Here is a 13,381-nt window from a genome sequence, read left to right on the forward strand (position 1 = left end):
GAGCGGCGGATGTGCGGAATCGCCGGCTGGGTGGACTTTTCTCGTGACCTGACCCGCCACACGGCCACGGCCGAGGCGATGACGGCCACGATGAGCCGCCGAGGTCCCGACGACGAGGGCCTGTGGCAGGACCGGCACGTCCTGCTCGGGCACCGCCGCCTGTCGGTCATCGACCTGGAAGGCGGCCACCAACCCATGGCGGCCGAGGAGGACGGCAGGACCCTGGCGGCGCTGACGTTCTGCGGGGAGATCTACAACTACCGCGAACTGCGCGCCGAGCTGATCTCCTACGGGCACGAGTTCCGGACGCGCAGCGACACCGAGGTGGCGCTGCGCGCCTACCTCCAGTGGGGCGACGGCTTCGCGCAGCGGCTGAACGGCATGTTCGCCATGGGCGTGTGGGACGTGCGCGCCCAGGAACTGCTGCTGGTGCGCGACCGGCTCGGCGTCAAGCCGCTCTACTACCACCCCATCGGCGGGGGGCTGCTGTTCGGCTCGGAGCCGAAGGCCATCCTCGCGCACCCCGGCGTGCCCCGCCGGGTCGGCCTGGACGGCATGCGCGAGTTCCTCGACATGGTGAAGACCCCCGAGCGGGCGGTCTTCTCCGGCATGCACGAGGTACGGCCCGGCCACCTGGTACGCCTGCGCCGCAGCGGGCTGACCAAGCACCGCTACTGGGCCATCGAGGCCCGCGAGCACACCGACGACCTGGACACCACGGTCGCCACGGTACGGGGACTGCTGGAGGACATCGTCGGCCGGCAGCTCCTGGCCGACGTGCCCGTCTGCACCCTGCTCTCCGGCGGGCTGGACTCGTCCGCGCTGACGGCCCTGGCCGCCGACCGGCTGACCGCGGCCGGGACCGGCCCGGTGCGGTCGTTCTCGGTGGCGTTCACCGGAGCCGAAGACGGCTTCCGGCCGGACGCGGTGCGCGGCGCCCCCGACCGGCCGTTCGCCGCCGCGCTGGCCGCGCACGTCGGCGCGGAGCACACCGAGGTGCTGCTGAACAGCGCGGAGCTGGTGGCCGATCCGGTGCGCGCGGCCGTGCTGCGCGCCAACGACCAGCCGCCGGCGTTCTGGGGCGACATGTGGCCGTCGCTGTTCCTGCTGTGCCGGGCGATACGCGAGCGTTCCACGGTCGCGCTGTCCGGCGAGGGGGCCGACGAGCTGTTCGGCGGCTACCGCTGGTTCTTCAACCAGGCGGCGGTGCACGCGGGCACGTTCCCCTGGCTGACGCCGGGCTCGGCGCGGTACTTCGGCGGGCTGGGGCTGCTGGCCGACGAGCTGAAGGACAAGCTGGACCTCCAGACCAACCGGCTGGCCCGCTACCACGAGGCGCTGGCCGAGGTGCCGGTGCTGCCCGGCGAGGACGCGCTGGAGCGGCGCATGCGCGAGGTGACCTACCTCAACCTCACCCGGTTCCTGCAAACGCTGCTGGACCGCAAGGACCGGATGAGCATGGCCAGCTCCCTGGAGGTCCGGGTGCCGTTCCTGGACCACCGGCTGATCGAGTACGTCTTCAACGTCCCCTGGGCGATGAAGGTGTTCGACGGCAGGGAGAAGGGGCTGCTCCGGGCGGCCGTGGGCGACCTGCTGCCCGAGGCCGTGCGGGACCGGGTCAAGACGCCGTACCCGGCGACCCAGGACCCGGCCTACGAACAGGCCCTGCGCGACGAACTCGGCGAGCTGACCGACGGCGGCGAACGGCCGATCGCCGGGCTGCTCGACCCCGAGCGGGTCAAGCAGGCGGTCCGGCGGCCGACCGGTCACGTCAGTCAGCCCTACGACCGGGGCAGCTTGGAGATGGCCCTGTGGATGACCAGGTGGTTTTCCGAATACGACGTAACGCTGGATTATTGAGGTTGTTGAGAGGCGCACATGGGTGAGCCGACGAGACCGGTGGTGCTGCTGTTCCCCGGACAGGGGGCGCAGTACCCCGGCATGGCGGTCGAGCTGTACGGCGTCGAGCCGGTGTTCACCACCGCCATGGACGAGTTCTTCGCCCTGATGGGCCAGGAAGGGCGGCGGCTGCGCGCCGACTGGCTGAGCGACGCCCCGGCGGTGCCGCTGGACGACGCCACGCGGGCGCAGCCGCTGCTGTTCGCCATCGGATACTCGCTGGGCCGGGCGCTCATCGCCCGCGGCCTGCGGCCGGCCGCCCTGATCGGGCACAGCGTGGGCGAACTGGCCGCGGCGTGCCTGGCCGGGGTGTTCGACCTGGCCGGGGCGGCCCGGCTGATGGCGGCGCGCAGCGCGGCGATGGCGACGGTCGCCCCCGGCGGGATGATCGCCGCCGGGGTCGCGGCCGATGACCTGGAGGCCCGGATCGGCGCGCGGTACCGGGCGGCCGGCGTGGCGGTGGCGGCGATCAACGCGCCCCGGCACACGATCGTGGCGGGCCCGCAGCCGTGGCTTTCCGAGCTGGCCACCGAGCTGGCCGGCGAAGGCGTGATCACCCGGCCGGTGGCCGCGCGCCAGCCGTTCCACTGCCCCGCCGTGTCGGCGGCGGCGGAACGGTTCGCGGCCGGGTTCGCCGGGGTGCCGCTGGCCGCCCCCCAGGTGCCGATCAGGTCCACCGCGACCGGCCGCGCGGTCAGCCCGGCCGAAGCGGTCGACCCGGACTTCTGGGCGGGCCAGCTCGCCCGGCCGGTCCGGTTCTGGGCGGCGCTTTCCGGTCTGCTCGCCGAGGGCGGCCACACGCTGGTGGAGGCCGGTCCCGGGCGGACCCTGACGATGTTCGCCCGGCGGCATCCGAGCCTGCGAACGGGAGGTAGCAGGGCGTTCGCGCCGCTGCCGTCCACGGCGGACGGCACGCTCGCCGGCTGGAAGGCGGCGATGGCGGAACTGGACCCCCTGGTCAGCGAAGGAGTGTGAGGTGATGACGGTTTCACTGCTGGCCGTGGTGGTGCTGGTGACCAGCGGGGTGGTGGCGGGGGTGCTGTTCGCGGTGGCGCTGAGCGTGGTGCCCGCGCTGATGGCGATGCCCGCCGACCGCTACCTCTACACCACCAACCTGCTCGGCCGTAACTGGGACCCGGTGATGCCGATCCTGGTGCTCGGCAGCGCGGCGGCGGATCTGGCCCTGGCCCTGCTGTCCGGGCCGGGGGGCGCCAGGACGCTGTACGGGGCGACGTTCGTGCTGATGCTCGCGGTGGCCGGGGTGTCGCACCTGGCCAACGTGCCGATCAACCGGATCCTGCGGAAGCTGGAACCGGACTCGATCCCCGATGACTGGGCCGACCCCCGGCCGCGGTGGCGGGCCTGGCACCTGCTGCGGACCACGCTGGCCGTGGTGGCCCTGACGGCCAACAGCGTGGCCCTCGCGATGAGCTGAACCGCCCGCGGCCTCGCGGCGTGGCGTCCATCCGGACGCCACGCCGTTTCGCCGTTTCAGGCGACGCTCAGGTTCTCGATCAGCGCCGTGGTGTGCTTGCCGTCGCGGAACAGCGGGTGGGCGAGCACGCTGGTCAGGAAGCCGGTCGTGGTACGGATGCCCGGCCCGCTGACCACGCACTCGGCCAGCGCCCGCTCCATGCGCGCGATGGCCTGGTCCCGGTCGGGGGCCCACACGCTGACCTTGGCCAGCAGCGGGTCATAGAACGGCGGGATGCTCATCCCGGGCCGCACGTACTCGTCCACGCGGGTGAACGGCCCGGCCGGCAGCGTCAGCTCCTCGATCGTGCCGGGCGAGGGCAGGAACCCCTTGGCCGGGTCCTCGGCGTTGATCCGGCACTCGATCGCGGCCCCGTTCAGCCGGATGTCCTGCTGGGTGATGCCCGGGCTGCCGGTGGCGGCCACGTTGAGCTGCTCGCGTACCAGGTCCACGCCGGTGATCATCTCGGTCACCGGGTGCTCGACCTGGATCCGGCAGTTGACCTCGATGCAGTGGAAACGCCCCGCGTCGTCCAGCAGGAACTCGAACGTGCCCGCCCCCACGTAGCCGATCGCCCGGGCCGCCGCCACCACCTGCTCGCACAGCCGGGCCGCGTCCCGCTCGGGCAGGCCGGGCACCGGGGTCTCCTCGATGAGCTTCTGCCGCCGCCGCTGCACCGAGCAGTCCCGCGCGCCCAGGTGCAGGACCTGGCCGTCGGTCCCGGCCAGTACCTGCACCTCGACGTGCCGCGCCGACTCCACGTAGCGCTCCAGGTAGACCCGCTCGTCGCCGAACACCGCCTGCGCGGAGTTGCGGGCCTGGGCGTACGCGTCGGCCAGCTCCGCCGGCCGCCTGGCGATGGCCATGCCCCGGCCGCCCCCGCCGGCCAGCGCCTTGACGATGATCGGAAAGCCGATCCCGGCCGCCGCGTCGGCGGCCTCGCCCGCCGTGGCGATCGGCCGGTGGGTGCCCGGCAGGACGTCGATGCCCGCGCCCGACAGCACGCGCAGCGCCTCGGCCTTGTCGCCCAGCATGGCCAGGATCTCCGGCGGCGGCCCGATGAACGTCAGCCCCTCGGCCCGGCACATCTCGGCGAAGTCGGCGTCCTCCGACAGGAAGCCGTACCCGGGGTGGATGGCCTGCGCGCCGGTCTGGTGGGCCGCCTGGAGCACGGCGGGCGCGTACAGGTAGCTGCGCTTGGCCTGCGGCGGGCCGATCCGCACGGCCTCGTCGGCCAGACGGACGACGGGGGAGTGCTCGTCGGCCGAGGAGTACACGGCGATCGTGCGGATGCCCATCTCCTTGCAGGTCCGGGCGACCCGCAGGGCGATCTCCCCGCGGTTGGCGATCAGGACGCTGTCGAACATCAGCCCTCCTCAAGCGCGAAGAGCGCCTGGCCGTACTCCACGGCGCCGGCGTCCTCGGCCAGGACCTTGGTTACCCGGCCCGCGGTGGCCGCCTGGACCGGGTTCATCATCTTCATCGCCTCGACGATCCCGACCTGCTGGCCGGGCGTGACCATGTCGCCCTCCTTGACGAACGGCGGGGCGCCGGGCTCGGGCGACCGGTAGAACGTGCCGACCATGGGCGACTGGACGACCGCGACGGCCGCTGTGGGCGGTTCCGGCCGCGGCGCGGGCGCGTGGTGGCCGTTGAGGTCGGCCAGGTGCGGGACCGGGGGCCCCGGATCGCCGGGGGCGGGCCACTCCGCCTCCAGGCTGACCTCCCCCACCGTCACCTTCAGCCGGCGGATCGGCCCGCCGACCTCGTTGGCGAAGCCAACCGCGTGCCGGTACACCGATTCGATCAGGTCGCCGTGATCGGCCATCTCGTCTCCTCCGAAGAAGGGCTGCCATAACTGCGGAAACGCCGCCGCCGCCGCTCGACCAGCTCGGCGGGCGGCAGCGCGGCCAGGTCGTCGCAGGCCCGCCGGACGGCGGTCTGGATCAGCTCGGCGGTGCGCGCGGGCGCCGTGTGCGCGCCGTCGCCGGGCTCGGTGATGACCGCGTCGACGATGCCCTGCCGCAGCAGCTCGGGGGCGGAAAGGCGCAGCGCCTCGGCGGCCTGTGGAGCGGCGGCGGCGTCCTTCCACAGGATCGCGGCGCACCCCTCGGGGCTGATGACGGAGTAGACCGCGTTGGACAGCGCCAGCACGCGGTCGGAGACCGCCAGGGCCAGCGCGCCGCCGCTGCCGCCCTCACCGGTGATGACGGTCACCACGGGCACCGGCAGGCCGGACATCAGGCGCTGGCTCTCGGCGATGGCCCACGCCTGGCCCTCCTCCTCGGCCTCGATCCCCGGGTACGCGCCGGGCGTGTCCACCAGCGTGACCACCGGCAGCCCGAGCTTGGCCGCCAGCCGCATCAGCCGCATCGCCTTGCGGTAGCCGGCGGGGGTGGGCATGCCGAAGTTGCGCCTGACCCGCTCGGCGGTGTCGTGTCCCTTCTGGTGTCCGATGAGCATCACGCCCCGGCCGCGCAGCCGCCCGATGCCGCCGACGACGGCGGGGCAGTCCTTGCCCGCCCGGTCGCCGCGCAGCTCGATGAAGTCCTCCAGGATCATCCCGGCGTAGTCCAGCGCGGTCGGGCGGGCCGCCTCCCGGGCCAGCCGTACCGCGTCCCAGGCGGCCCGCCGGGGCAGCGCGGCCGGGTCGCGTACCAGCCACTCGCCCTGCGCCGCGGCCTCTTCGCCCATGGTGGGGGCGTCGGGGCGGGCGGCGGCGAGCAGGCGGGCCAGCGTACGGCGCAGCGCCGGACGCGGCACCACCGCGTCGATCAGGCCGCGGGCCAGCAGGAACTCCGCCGTCTGGAACCCCGCGGGCAGCTCCTGCCGGATCGTCTGCGCGATCACCCGCGGCCCCGCGAAGCCCAGGTGCGCCCCCGGCTCGGCGATCAGCACGTCGGGCAGCGTCGCGAACGACGCCGCCACCCCGCCGTAGGTGGGATCGGTGATCAGCGCGATGGTGAGAATGCCCGCCTCGTCCAGCTTCGCCAGCGCCTGGCTGCACTTGGCCATCTGCATCAGCGACAGCGCGCCCTCCTGCATGCGCGCGCCGCCCGAGGCGGTCACGATCAGCAACGGGACCCGCTCCGACAGCGCCTTCTCGGCCGCCACCGTCACCAGTTCGCCGACGCCCGAGCCGAGCGAGCCGCCGACGAAGGAGAAGTCCAGGCAGGCCACCACGACCGGGTGCGACTCGATGGTCCCGGAGGCGCACAGCGCGGCCTCGCGCATCCCGGTGGCCTCCCGCGCGGCGGCCAGCCGCTCCCGGTAGGGCCGGGTGTCGGTGAAGCCGAGCGGGTCGTCGGCGGCCAGCGCGGTCTCGACGGGTTTGTGCGAGCCGAGGTCCAGCAGGCCGTCCAGGCGTTCGCGGGCGGTCAGCCGGGCGTGGTGCCCGCAGCCCGGGCAGACCCGCTGGGCCCGCTCGTACTTCGGGCGGAAGACCAGGTCGGCGCAGCCGGGGCAGATCAGCCAGGTGCTCTCCACGGTGACGGTCATGAGGCCGCCCCGTGCAGCAGGGCCTGGCTGTGGTCGCCGAGGACGAGGCTGGCCGGGCGGCCGATGTCCCCGCTGACCTTGGCCTCCCGGCCGATCAGCGAGTTGCGCAGGCTGCCGCGCACGGTGCTGCCCGCGCAGACGACGGAGTTCTCGATGGCGGCTCCGGCGATGTCGCAGTCGGCCCCGATGCTGGTGTACGGCCCGACCTGGCTGTCGCGTACCACCGCCGCGACGCCGATCACCGCCGGGCCGGTGATGCGCGATCCGCTGACCTGCGCGCCCTCCTCGATGACGACCGGCCCGCGGATCTCGCAGGTGTCGTCCACCTGCCCCTTGATCGACCGCTCCGCGGTGTCCAGCACCGCCCGGTTGCATTCCAGCAGGTCCTCGACCTTGCCGGTGTCCTTCCAGTAGCCGCCGTGCAGGTGCGACTCCACCCGCCAGCCGCTGCGCAGCAGCCAGTCGATGGCGTCGGTGATCTCCCGTTCGTTGCGCCAGCTCGGCTTGATGCTGCGCACCGCCTGGTGGATGACCGGGGTGAAGACGTACGCGCCGACCAGCGCCAGGTCGCTGCGCGGGCTGGCGGGCTTCTCCGCCAGGCCGGTCACGACGCCGCCGGGGCCGACCTCCGCCACGCCGTACTCCGACGGGTTGGCGACCTTGCCGGTCATGACCATCGCGTCCGGCCTGGATCGCCAGAACGCGTCGAGCAGCGGCCCCACGCCGTCGATGATGACGTTGTCGCCGAGATAGAGCAGGAAGTCGGCGTCGCCGAGGAAGTCCTGGGCGATCATGACGCAGTGTGCCAGCCCCAGCGGGGCGTGTTGCTCGATGTAGCTGATGTTCAGGCCGAACGCGGCGCCGTCGCCGAGCGCGCTCTGGATCGCCGGCCCGTGGTCGCCCACGATGACGCCGACGTCGGTGATGCCCGCGTCTTTGATGGCTTCCAGGCCGTAGAAGAGCACCGGCTTGTTGGCCACCGGCACCAGTTGCTTGGGAACGGTATGGGTGAAGGGCCGCAGCCGGGTCCCCCGCCCACCCGCTAGGACAAGAGCCTTCATGAATATTCCCTGCCTGACGAGGCCATGGACAAGCGGCAGGCTGCGTGTCGCCGCTTGAGTAGCGGTTGAGCGGCACTCGTCCGGGGAGGTCGAGCGGGGCTGGAGGGGCCTCGCTCCGGTACGTCCAGCGAGAGTCGAGCGGCCGTTCAGCGGCCTTTCCGATGATCCGCACATCATGCGCGAAACAGGAGATCACATGACGACGCAATCGCATGTCGCGCTGGTCACGGGCGCCAACCGGGGGATCGGCCGGGCGGTGAGCGCCTGCTTGCACGCGCTCGGGCTCCGGGTGGTGGTGACCGCGAGGACGGCGGACGAGGCGGAGGGCCTGGCCGCGGAGCTGGGCGGCGGCGCGCGTGCCGCCGTGCTCGACGTGACGGACGAGGAGGGCCCGGCCCGGGTACGCGACCAGGTCGGCCCGGTGGACATCGTGGTGAACAACGCCGGGATCCAGCTCGACTGGGGATGCGCGCCCTCGGCGGTCCCCATGGAGTGGGTCGGCCGCCAGTTGGACGTCAACGTCCTCGGGGCCTGGCGGGTGTGCCAGGCGTTCCTGCCGGACATGGTGCGGCGCGGGTGGGGGCGGGTGGTGATGGTCTCCAGCGGCACCGGGGCCTTCAGCAACGGGCTGTCGGCGCGCACGCCCGGTTATGCCGTCTCCAAGGCCGCGCTCAACGCGCTGACCGTGCTCATGGCCGCCGAGACGGAGGGCACGGGCGTACTGGTGAACGCCGTCAATCCCGGCCTGGTGCGCACCCGCATGCGGCCGGACGCCGAGCGGACGCCCGAGGCGGCGGCGGAGGACATCGTGTGGGCGGCGACCCTCCCCGCGGACGGGCCGTCCGGCGTCTTCCTGCGGGGCCGCCGGACCATCCCGTGGTGACGGCGGGCCGCCGCCCACGCTGTGCGGCGGCGGCCCGCGCGCATGCTCACGCGCCGGTCAGCGCGCCTTCGGCGTAGACGGGGAGCAGTCCGGCGGCCTCGGCCTCGCGCAGGGTCGGGGCCTTGGCGTCCTTCTCCGACAGGATGCGCGGGGAGGCGGCCCACGGCAGCGCCAGCTCCGGGTCCAGCGGGTTGATGGTGATCTCCCCGGTCGGGTCGTAGGGGGTCGAGCACAGGTACACCACCGTGGCCTCCGCGCTCAGCGGCGCGAACGCGTGCCCGAGCCCTTCGGGGATGTAGACGGCGTGCCTCGCGTACTGGTCCAGCGCCACCGTGACGTGCCGGCCGAACGTGGGCGATCCGACGCGGATGTCCACGACGACGTCGAGGATCGCGCCGCTGACGCAGGTGACGTACCGGGCCTGGCCCGGCGGCACCGTACGGGAGTGGACGCCCCTGATCGTCCCCCGGCGCGAGACCGAGCAGTTGACCTGGGCCACCGGCATCGGCCCGCCGGCCGGGCCGGCCACCGCCCGCTGCTGGAACAGCTCCAGGAAGTGACCGCGCTCGTCAGGGTAGATCTCCGGCTTGATCAGGAAGGCCCCCGCAATCCCCAGCGGTTCGACCGACGTGCTCATGGGCTCACCATCCATTTCTGATCGTGTTCACGATGTGCTCCCTGTCCTGCTCCGACAGCCACCAGCCGACCGGCAGGCACACGATCTGGTCGTGGACCGCGTCCAGCTTCGGCAGCGGCTCGGCGTACTCGGCCACGCAGGAGTGCCGGTCGTTGCGCGCGTCGATGTGCCCCGCCGCGATCCCGGCCGCCTGCAAGCGGGCCACGAAGTCGTCCCTGCGCTTCACCTTGACCGGGTACACCCAGTAGGACGGCTCGCTGCCCGGCGCGGGACGGACCCGCTCCAGCCCCTGCACGTCCTTCAGCTCCCGGTCGTAGTAGGCGGCGTTGCTCCGGTGCCGCCCCACGCGTTCTTCCGCGCCTTCCAGGTTGGCCAGGCCGATGGCCGCGCTGATGTCGTTCATGTGGAACTTCAGGCCCCACTCGGACACGTCCTGCTCGCACTGGGGCGTCGCGCCGGGGTCCCGGTCCAGGCCGAACCAGCGGATCAGGCGTCCGCGCCGGTGGGACTCCTCGTCGGGGCTGACGACGAGGCCGCCGTCCCCGCTGGTGACCTGCTTGATGGCCTGGAAGCTGTAGACGGCGACGTTGCCGTGGTTGCCCAGGGGCCGCCCGGCGTACGTCGCGCCCCACGCCTGCGCGCAGTCCTCGATGATCATCGGCCGGGTGCCGTGCCGGCGCTCGCACTCGTCGGCGATCTCCGCCACCCTGGCCAGGTCGACCGGGTAGCCGGCCCAGTGGACCACCACGATGGCCGCGGTGCGCGCCGACACCTTGGCCGCCATGTCGGAAAGGTCGGCGTTGAGCGTCGCCGGATCGACGTCCACCCACCTGATGGGCAACCCGGCCGCCAGGATGGCCCAGTTGGTGGCCACGAAGGTCAGCGGGGTGCTCAGCACCTCGCCGCCGTTCCGCGCGGCCAGCTTCAGGGCCAGTTGCAGGCCCGAGGTGCCGCTGTTGACTGTGGATACGAAGCGGGTGCCCAGGCGCTCGCGCAGCGCGTCCTCGAACTCCTCGACCTTGGCGCCCTGCCCGATGTGCCCGCTGGCCACTACTCCGGCCACCGCCGCCGATGCCCGTTCGGACATGGCCACCTTGAACAAGGGAATCATGGGGCGACCATGGCCGGACCGGATGGAGGCGGTCTGGACGCGTGCTTGAGTCGCGCGCGAGTACGTTTCGAGCGCCCCGCACCACCCGGACTCCAGCGGCCCCGGCCACGCTCGCACCCATGAATCTCGGTGTCACGAACAGCTCCCCCGGCTTGCACCGGGAGCGAGAGACGCATGGCGGCATCCAGGTGGCAGGGCTGACGAAGCGGTACGGCGGGGTACACGCGCTCGACGGGCTCGACCTGAACGCGCCGGAGGGTCAGGTGCTCGGCCTGCTCGGCCCGAACGGGGCGGGCAAGTCCACGTTGGTGCGCATCCTGGCGACCCTGCTGAAACCGGACAGTGGCCGGGCCAGCGTGTGCGGCTTCGACGTCATCCGCGACCCGCAGGCGGTACGCAGGTCAGTGGGGGTCGCCGGGCAGTACGCGGCCGTGGACGAGTACCTGACCGCCAGGGAGAACCTCAACATCTTCGGCCAGCTGGCCCGGATGGGCAAGCGCGCCGCCCGGTCGCGCGCCGAGGAACTGATCGAGCGCTTCGACCTCGGGCACGCGGCCGACCGCCCGGCTCGCACCTACTCGGGGGGCATGCGCCGCCGGCTGGACCTGGCGGTGGCGCTCATCGCCGGGCCGCGCTGCCTGTTCCTGGACGAGCCGACGACCGGCCTGGACCCGCGCGCCCGGGTGGAGGTGTGGGCGGTGCTCGGCGACCTGGTCAGGCAGGGCACCACCGCGCTGGTCACCACCCAGTACCTGGAGGAGGCCGACCAGTTCGCCGACCTGATCACCGTGATCGACCACGGGCGGGAGATCGCCACCGGCAAGCCCGCCGAGCTGAAGGACCGGGTCGGCGGCGACCACCTGGACCTGGCCGTCCGCCGCGCCGCCGACCTTCCGGCCGCGGTGTCCGCCCTGGCCGCGGCCGGCCTGCCCGACCCGAAACCGGACCCGGGCACGCTGTGCGTGACGGCGGTGCTGCCCGGCGGCGCCGGCCGGATGACCGAGGTGCTGCGGAAGCTGGACGGCGCCGGCGTCGAGGTCGCCGACATCACCGTACGCAGACCCACGCTCGACGACGTGTTCTTCGCACTGACCGGGAAGGCGGACGACCGATGACCGTGACCGAAACCCGCGTCGCGGGGTCAGGGTTCGTCCTGGCGTTGCGCGACTGTGCGGTGATGACCAGGCGGGGCATGCTGCGCCTCGGGCGCGTCCCTGATGAGCTGGCCTACAACCTGGTCCAGCCGATCCTGTTCGTGCTGCTGTTCAGTTATGTGTTCGGCGGGGCGATCCCGCTGCCCGGCGGCGGGCCGTTCCGGGAGTACGTCGTGGTGGCGGTGTTCGCGCACTCGCTGGCGTTCATGGGGGTCGGGACCGGCACGGGGCTGGCGGTGGACATGAGCCGGGGCCTGATCGACCGGTTCCGTGCGCTGCCGATGGCGCACGTCGCGGTACCGGTCGGGCGGGCGAACGCCGAACTCCTGCGGGCGCTCCTGGTCACCGGCGTGCTGGCGATCGTCGGACTGCTGGTGGGCTGGCGGGCGCACCTGGGGCTGCTGTCCACGCTGGCGGGTTTCGGCCTGTTGCTGCTGTTCGCGTACGCGATGGCGTGGGTGGGCGTCACCATCGGCCTTTCGGTGCGCAATCCCGAGGTGGCGGGCACGGCGGGGCTGCTTTGGGTGCTGCCGCTGGGGTTCGTCTCCAACGGGTTCGTGCCGATCTCCTCGATGCCGGAGTGGCTCCAGCCGGTGGCGGCGTGGAATCCGGTCACCGCGGTCGTCACCGCCACTCGCACGCTGTTCGGCAACCCGCTCGGGCTCGCCGCCGACCCCCGCTTCTGGCCGCTCGCGCACCCGGTCCAGGCGGCGGTGATCTGGTCCCTCGGGCTCATCGCGGTCTTCGTGCCGCTGGCCCTGCTGGCCTTCCGTTCGGCCCGCTCCCGCTAACCCGCGCTTGGTCTGAAGGCGGCGGCGTGGTCGCGGGCGAAGTCGGTGACATCGCGGGCCGGGTGGCCGGTGAGGTCGGCGACGTCGGCGTGGACCTCGGCCGCCTCGCCCCTGGCGTAGTGCGCGTAGTCCTCGACCAGTCCATCGGCCTGCCACGCGGGCAACAGCCCGCGCAGCGAGCCGGCGAAGACCTCGGGCGGCACGTCGGTGAACCCGATGTGGCCGCCCGTCGCGTCCGACAGCGCGCGGGCGATCTCGGGGTGGGTCACCGCGCGCGGCCCGGTGAGGGTGTAGGTACGGCCGGCGTGCCCGGGCTCGGTCAGTACGACGGCCGCCGCGTCGGCGATGTCGCGGGTGTCGATGGCGCTGACCCCGGCCGTGCCGATCGGGGCGGCGAACATCCCCTGTGCCCTGATCATGCCGGCGAAGGCCAGGATCCCCTGCATGAACAGGTTGGGGCGCAGGATGGTCCACTCGGCGAGGCCCGCGGTCCGCACGTACAGCTCCACCGCCGCGTGCCAGCGCAGGAACCGCACCGGGGAGCCGGCCCGCGCCGCGTACTGCGACAGCAGCACCAGCCTCGGCACCCCGGCGCGGCGGACCCGCTCGGCGAACCGGATCTGGATGTCGGCGGCGTCCGGGGCGGAGGGGCTGTTCAGGAACACCGCGTCCACGCCGTCGAACACGGCGTCGGGGAGGTTTGGGTCGTGCAGGTCCGCCACGACGGGCTCGACCCCGCCGGGGAAGCCGGCCGCCCGCCCGGCGGTGCGGGTCATCGCGCGTACCCGCGCGCCGCGCTCTTGCAACGCGGGGAGCAGCAGCGAACCGACTCCGCCGGTCGCGCCGACCACCAGTACCGTCGATTTCTGCATG

13 protein-coding genes are annotated in these 13,381 nt (G+C 73.0%); 6 read left to right on the forward strand and 7 right to left on the reverse strand.

Annotation, left to right across the window (positions count from 1 at the left end):
• Positions 1-9: 9 nt before the first annotated feature.
• The 3 genes from asnB to ACH34R_RS39340 are packed head-to-tail and all read left to right on the forward strand — an operon-like array spanning position 10 to position 3,334.
• Complete coding sequence (gene asnB / locus ACH34R_RS39330; RefSeq protein ID WP_397566686.1) at positions 10-1,860, forward strand: asparagine synthase (glutamine-hydrolyzing); 1,851 nt, start codon at positions 10-12, stop codon at positions 1,858-1,860.
• Positions 1,861-1,878: 18 nt separating this feature from the next.
• Positions 1,879-2,874, forward strand: a complete 996-nt coding sequence (locus tag ACH34R_RS39335) for an acyltransferase domain-containing protein (protein ID WP_397566687.1) — start codon at positions 1,879-1,881, stop codon at positions 2,872-2,874.
• Between the two features lie 4 nt (positions 2,875-2,878).
• On the forward strand, positions 2,879-3,334 hold the full coding sequence (locus ACH34R_RS39340) for an anthrone oxygenase family protein (RefSeq protein ID WP_397566688.1): 456 nt from the start codon (positions 2,879-2,881) through the stop codon (positions 3,332-3,334).
• Between the two features lie 56 nt (positions 3,335-3,390).
• Here the strand turns inward: ACH34R_RS39340 and ACH34R_RS39345 are convergent, their stop codons facing one another.
• From ACH34R_RS39345 to ACH34R_RS39360, 4 genes are read right to left on the reverse strand one after another with little or no spacing between them, the layout of a single operon-like run.
• Positions 3,391-4,740 carry an acetyl/propionyl/methylcrotonyl-CoA carboxylase subunit alpha gene (locus ACH34R_RS39345; protein WP_397566689.1) on the reverse strand — a complete coding sequence of 450 codons (1,350 nt, stop codon included), beginning with the start codon at positions 4,738-4,740 and terminating at the stop codon, positions 3,391-3,393.
• Positions 4,740-5,201, reverse strand: coding sequence for an acetyl-CoA carboxylase biotin carboxyl carrier protein (locus ACH34R_RS39350; protein WP_397566690.1), 462 nt, complete (start codon positions 5,199-5,201; stop codon positions 4,740-4,742). Before ACH34R_RS39350 ends, ACH34R_RS39345 begins: the two co-directional genes overlap by 1 nt.
• The gene (locus ACH34R_RS39355; protein ID WP_397566691.1) at positions 5,180-6,871 is read right to left on the reverse strand and encodes an acetyl-CoA carboxylase carboxyltransferase subunit alpha; all 1,692 of its coding nucleotides are present in this window, start codon (positions 6,869-6,871) and stop codon (positions 5,180-5,182) included. Before ACH34R_RS39355 ends, ACH34R_RS39350 begins: the two co-directional genes overlap by 22 nt.
• Positions 6,868-7,932 carry a glucose-1-phosphate thymidylyltransferase gene (locus tag ACH34R_RS39360; protein WP_397566692.1) on the reverse strand — a complete coding sequence of 355 codons (1,065 nt, stop codon included), beginning with the start codon at positions 7,930-7,932 and terminating at the stop codon, positions 6,868-6,870. Before ACH34R_RS39360 ends, ACH34R_RS39355 begins: the two co-directional genes overlap by 4 nt.
• A 196-nt stretch (positions 7,933-8,128) precedes the next feature.
• Between ACH34R_RS39360 and ACH34R_RS39365 the strand changes: the two genes are divergently transcribed.
• The gene (locus tag ACH34R_RS39365) at positions 8,129-8,815 is read left to right on the forward strand and encodes an SDR family NAD(P)-dependent oxidoreductase (RefSeq protein WP_397566693.1); all 687 of its coding nucleotides are present in this window, start codon (positions 8,129-8,131) and stop codon (positions 8,813-8,815) included.
• Between the two features lie 46 nt (positions 8,816-8,861).
• On the opposite strand, the gene ACH34R_RS39370 is transcribed toward ACH34R_RS39365, so the two are convergent.
• Together ACH34R_RS39370 and ACH34R_RS39375 are read right to left on the reverse strand one after the other, a co-directional pair.
• Entirely contained in the window at positions 8,862-9,452 is a 591-nt protein-coding gene (locus ACH34R_RS39370; protein WP_111166589.1) for a dTDP-4-dehydrorhamnose 3,5-epimerase family protein, read from the reverse strand.
• Positions 9,453-9,456: 4 nt separating this feature from the next.
• The gene (locus ACH34R_RS39375) at positions 9,457-10,539 is read right to left on the reverse strand and encodes a DegT/DnrJ/EryC1/StrS family aminotransferase (RefSeq protein WP_397566694.1); all 1,083 of its coding nucleotides are present in this window, start codon (positions 10,537-10,539) and stop codon (positions 9,457-9,459) included.
• 143 nt (positions 10,540-10,682) lie between these two features.
• Here ACH34R_RS39375 and ACH34R_RS39380 point away from each other — a divergent pair, with 143 nt between their 5' ends.
• Positions 10,683-11,678: an ATP-binding cassette domain-containing protein gene (locus tag ACH34R_RS39380; protein WP_397566695.1), complete on the forward strand. Its 996-nt coding sequence runs from the start codon at positions 10,683-10,685 to the stop codon at positions 11,676-11,678.
• Positions 11,675-12,508 carry an ABC transporter permease gene (locus tag ACH34R_RS39385; protein WP_397566696.1) on the forward strand — a complete coding sequence of 278 codons (834 nt, stop codon included), beginning with the start codon at positions 11,675-11,677 and terminating at the stop codon, positions 12,506-12,508. Before ACH34R_RS39380 ends, ACH34R_RS39385 begins: the two co-directional genes overlap by 4 nt.
• Here the strand turns inward: ACH34R_RS39385 and ACH34R_RS39390 are convergent.
• On the reverse strand, positions 12,505-13,380 hold the full coding sequence (locus tag ACH34R_RS39390) for an SDR family oxidoreductase (protein WP_397566697.1): 876 nt from the start codon (positions 13,378-13,380) through the stop codon (positions 12,505-12,507). The genes ACH34R_RS39385 and ACH34R_RS39390 overlap by 4 nt on opposite strands.
• Position 13,381: the final 1 nt, after the last annotated feature.

Origin of the sequence: Spongiactinospora sp. 9N601 (assembly GCF_044326295.1) — a bacterium.
Classification (GTDB): Bacteria; Actinomycetota; Actinomycetes; order Streptosporangiales; family Streptosporangiaceae; genus Spongiactinospora; species Spongiactinospora gelatinilytica.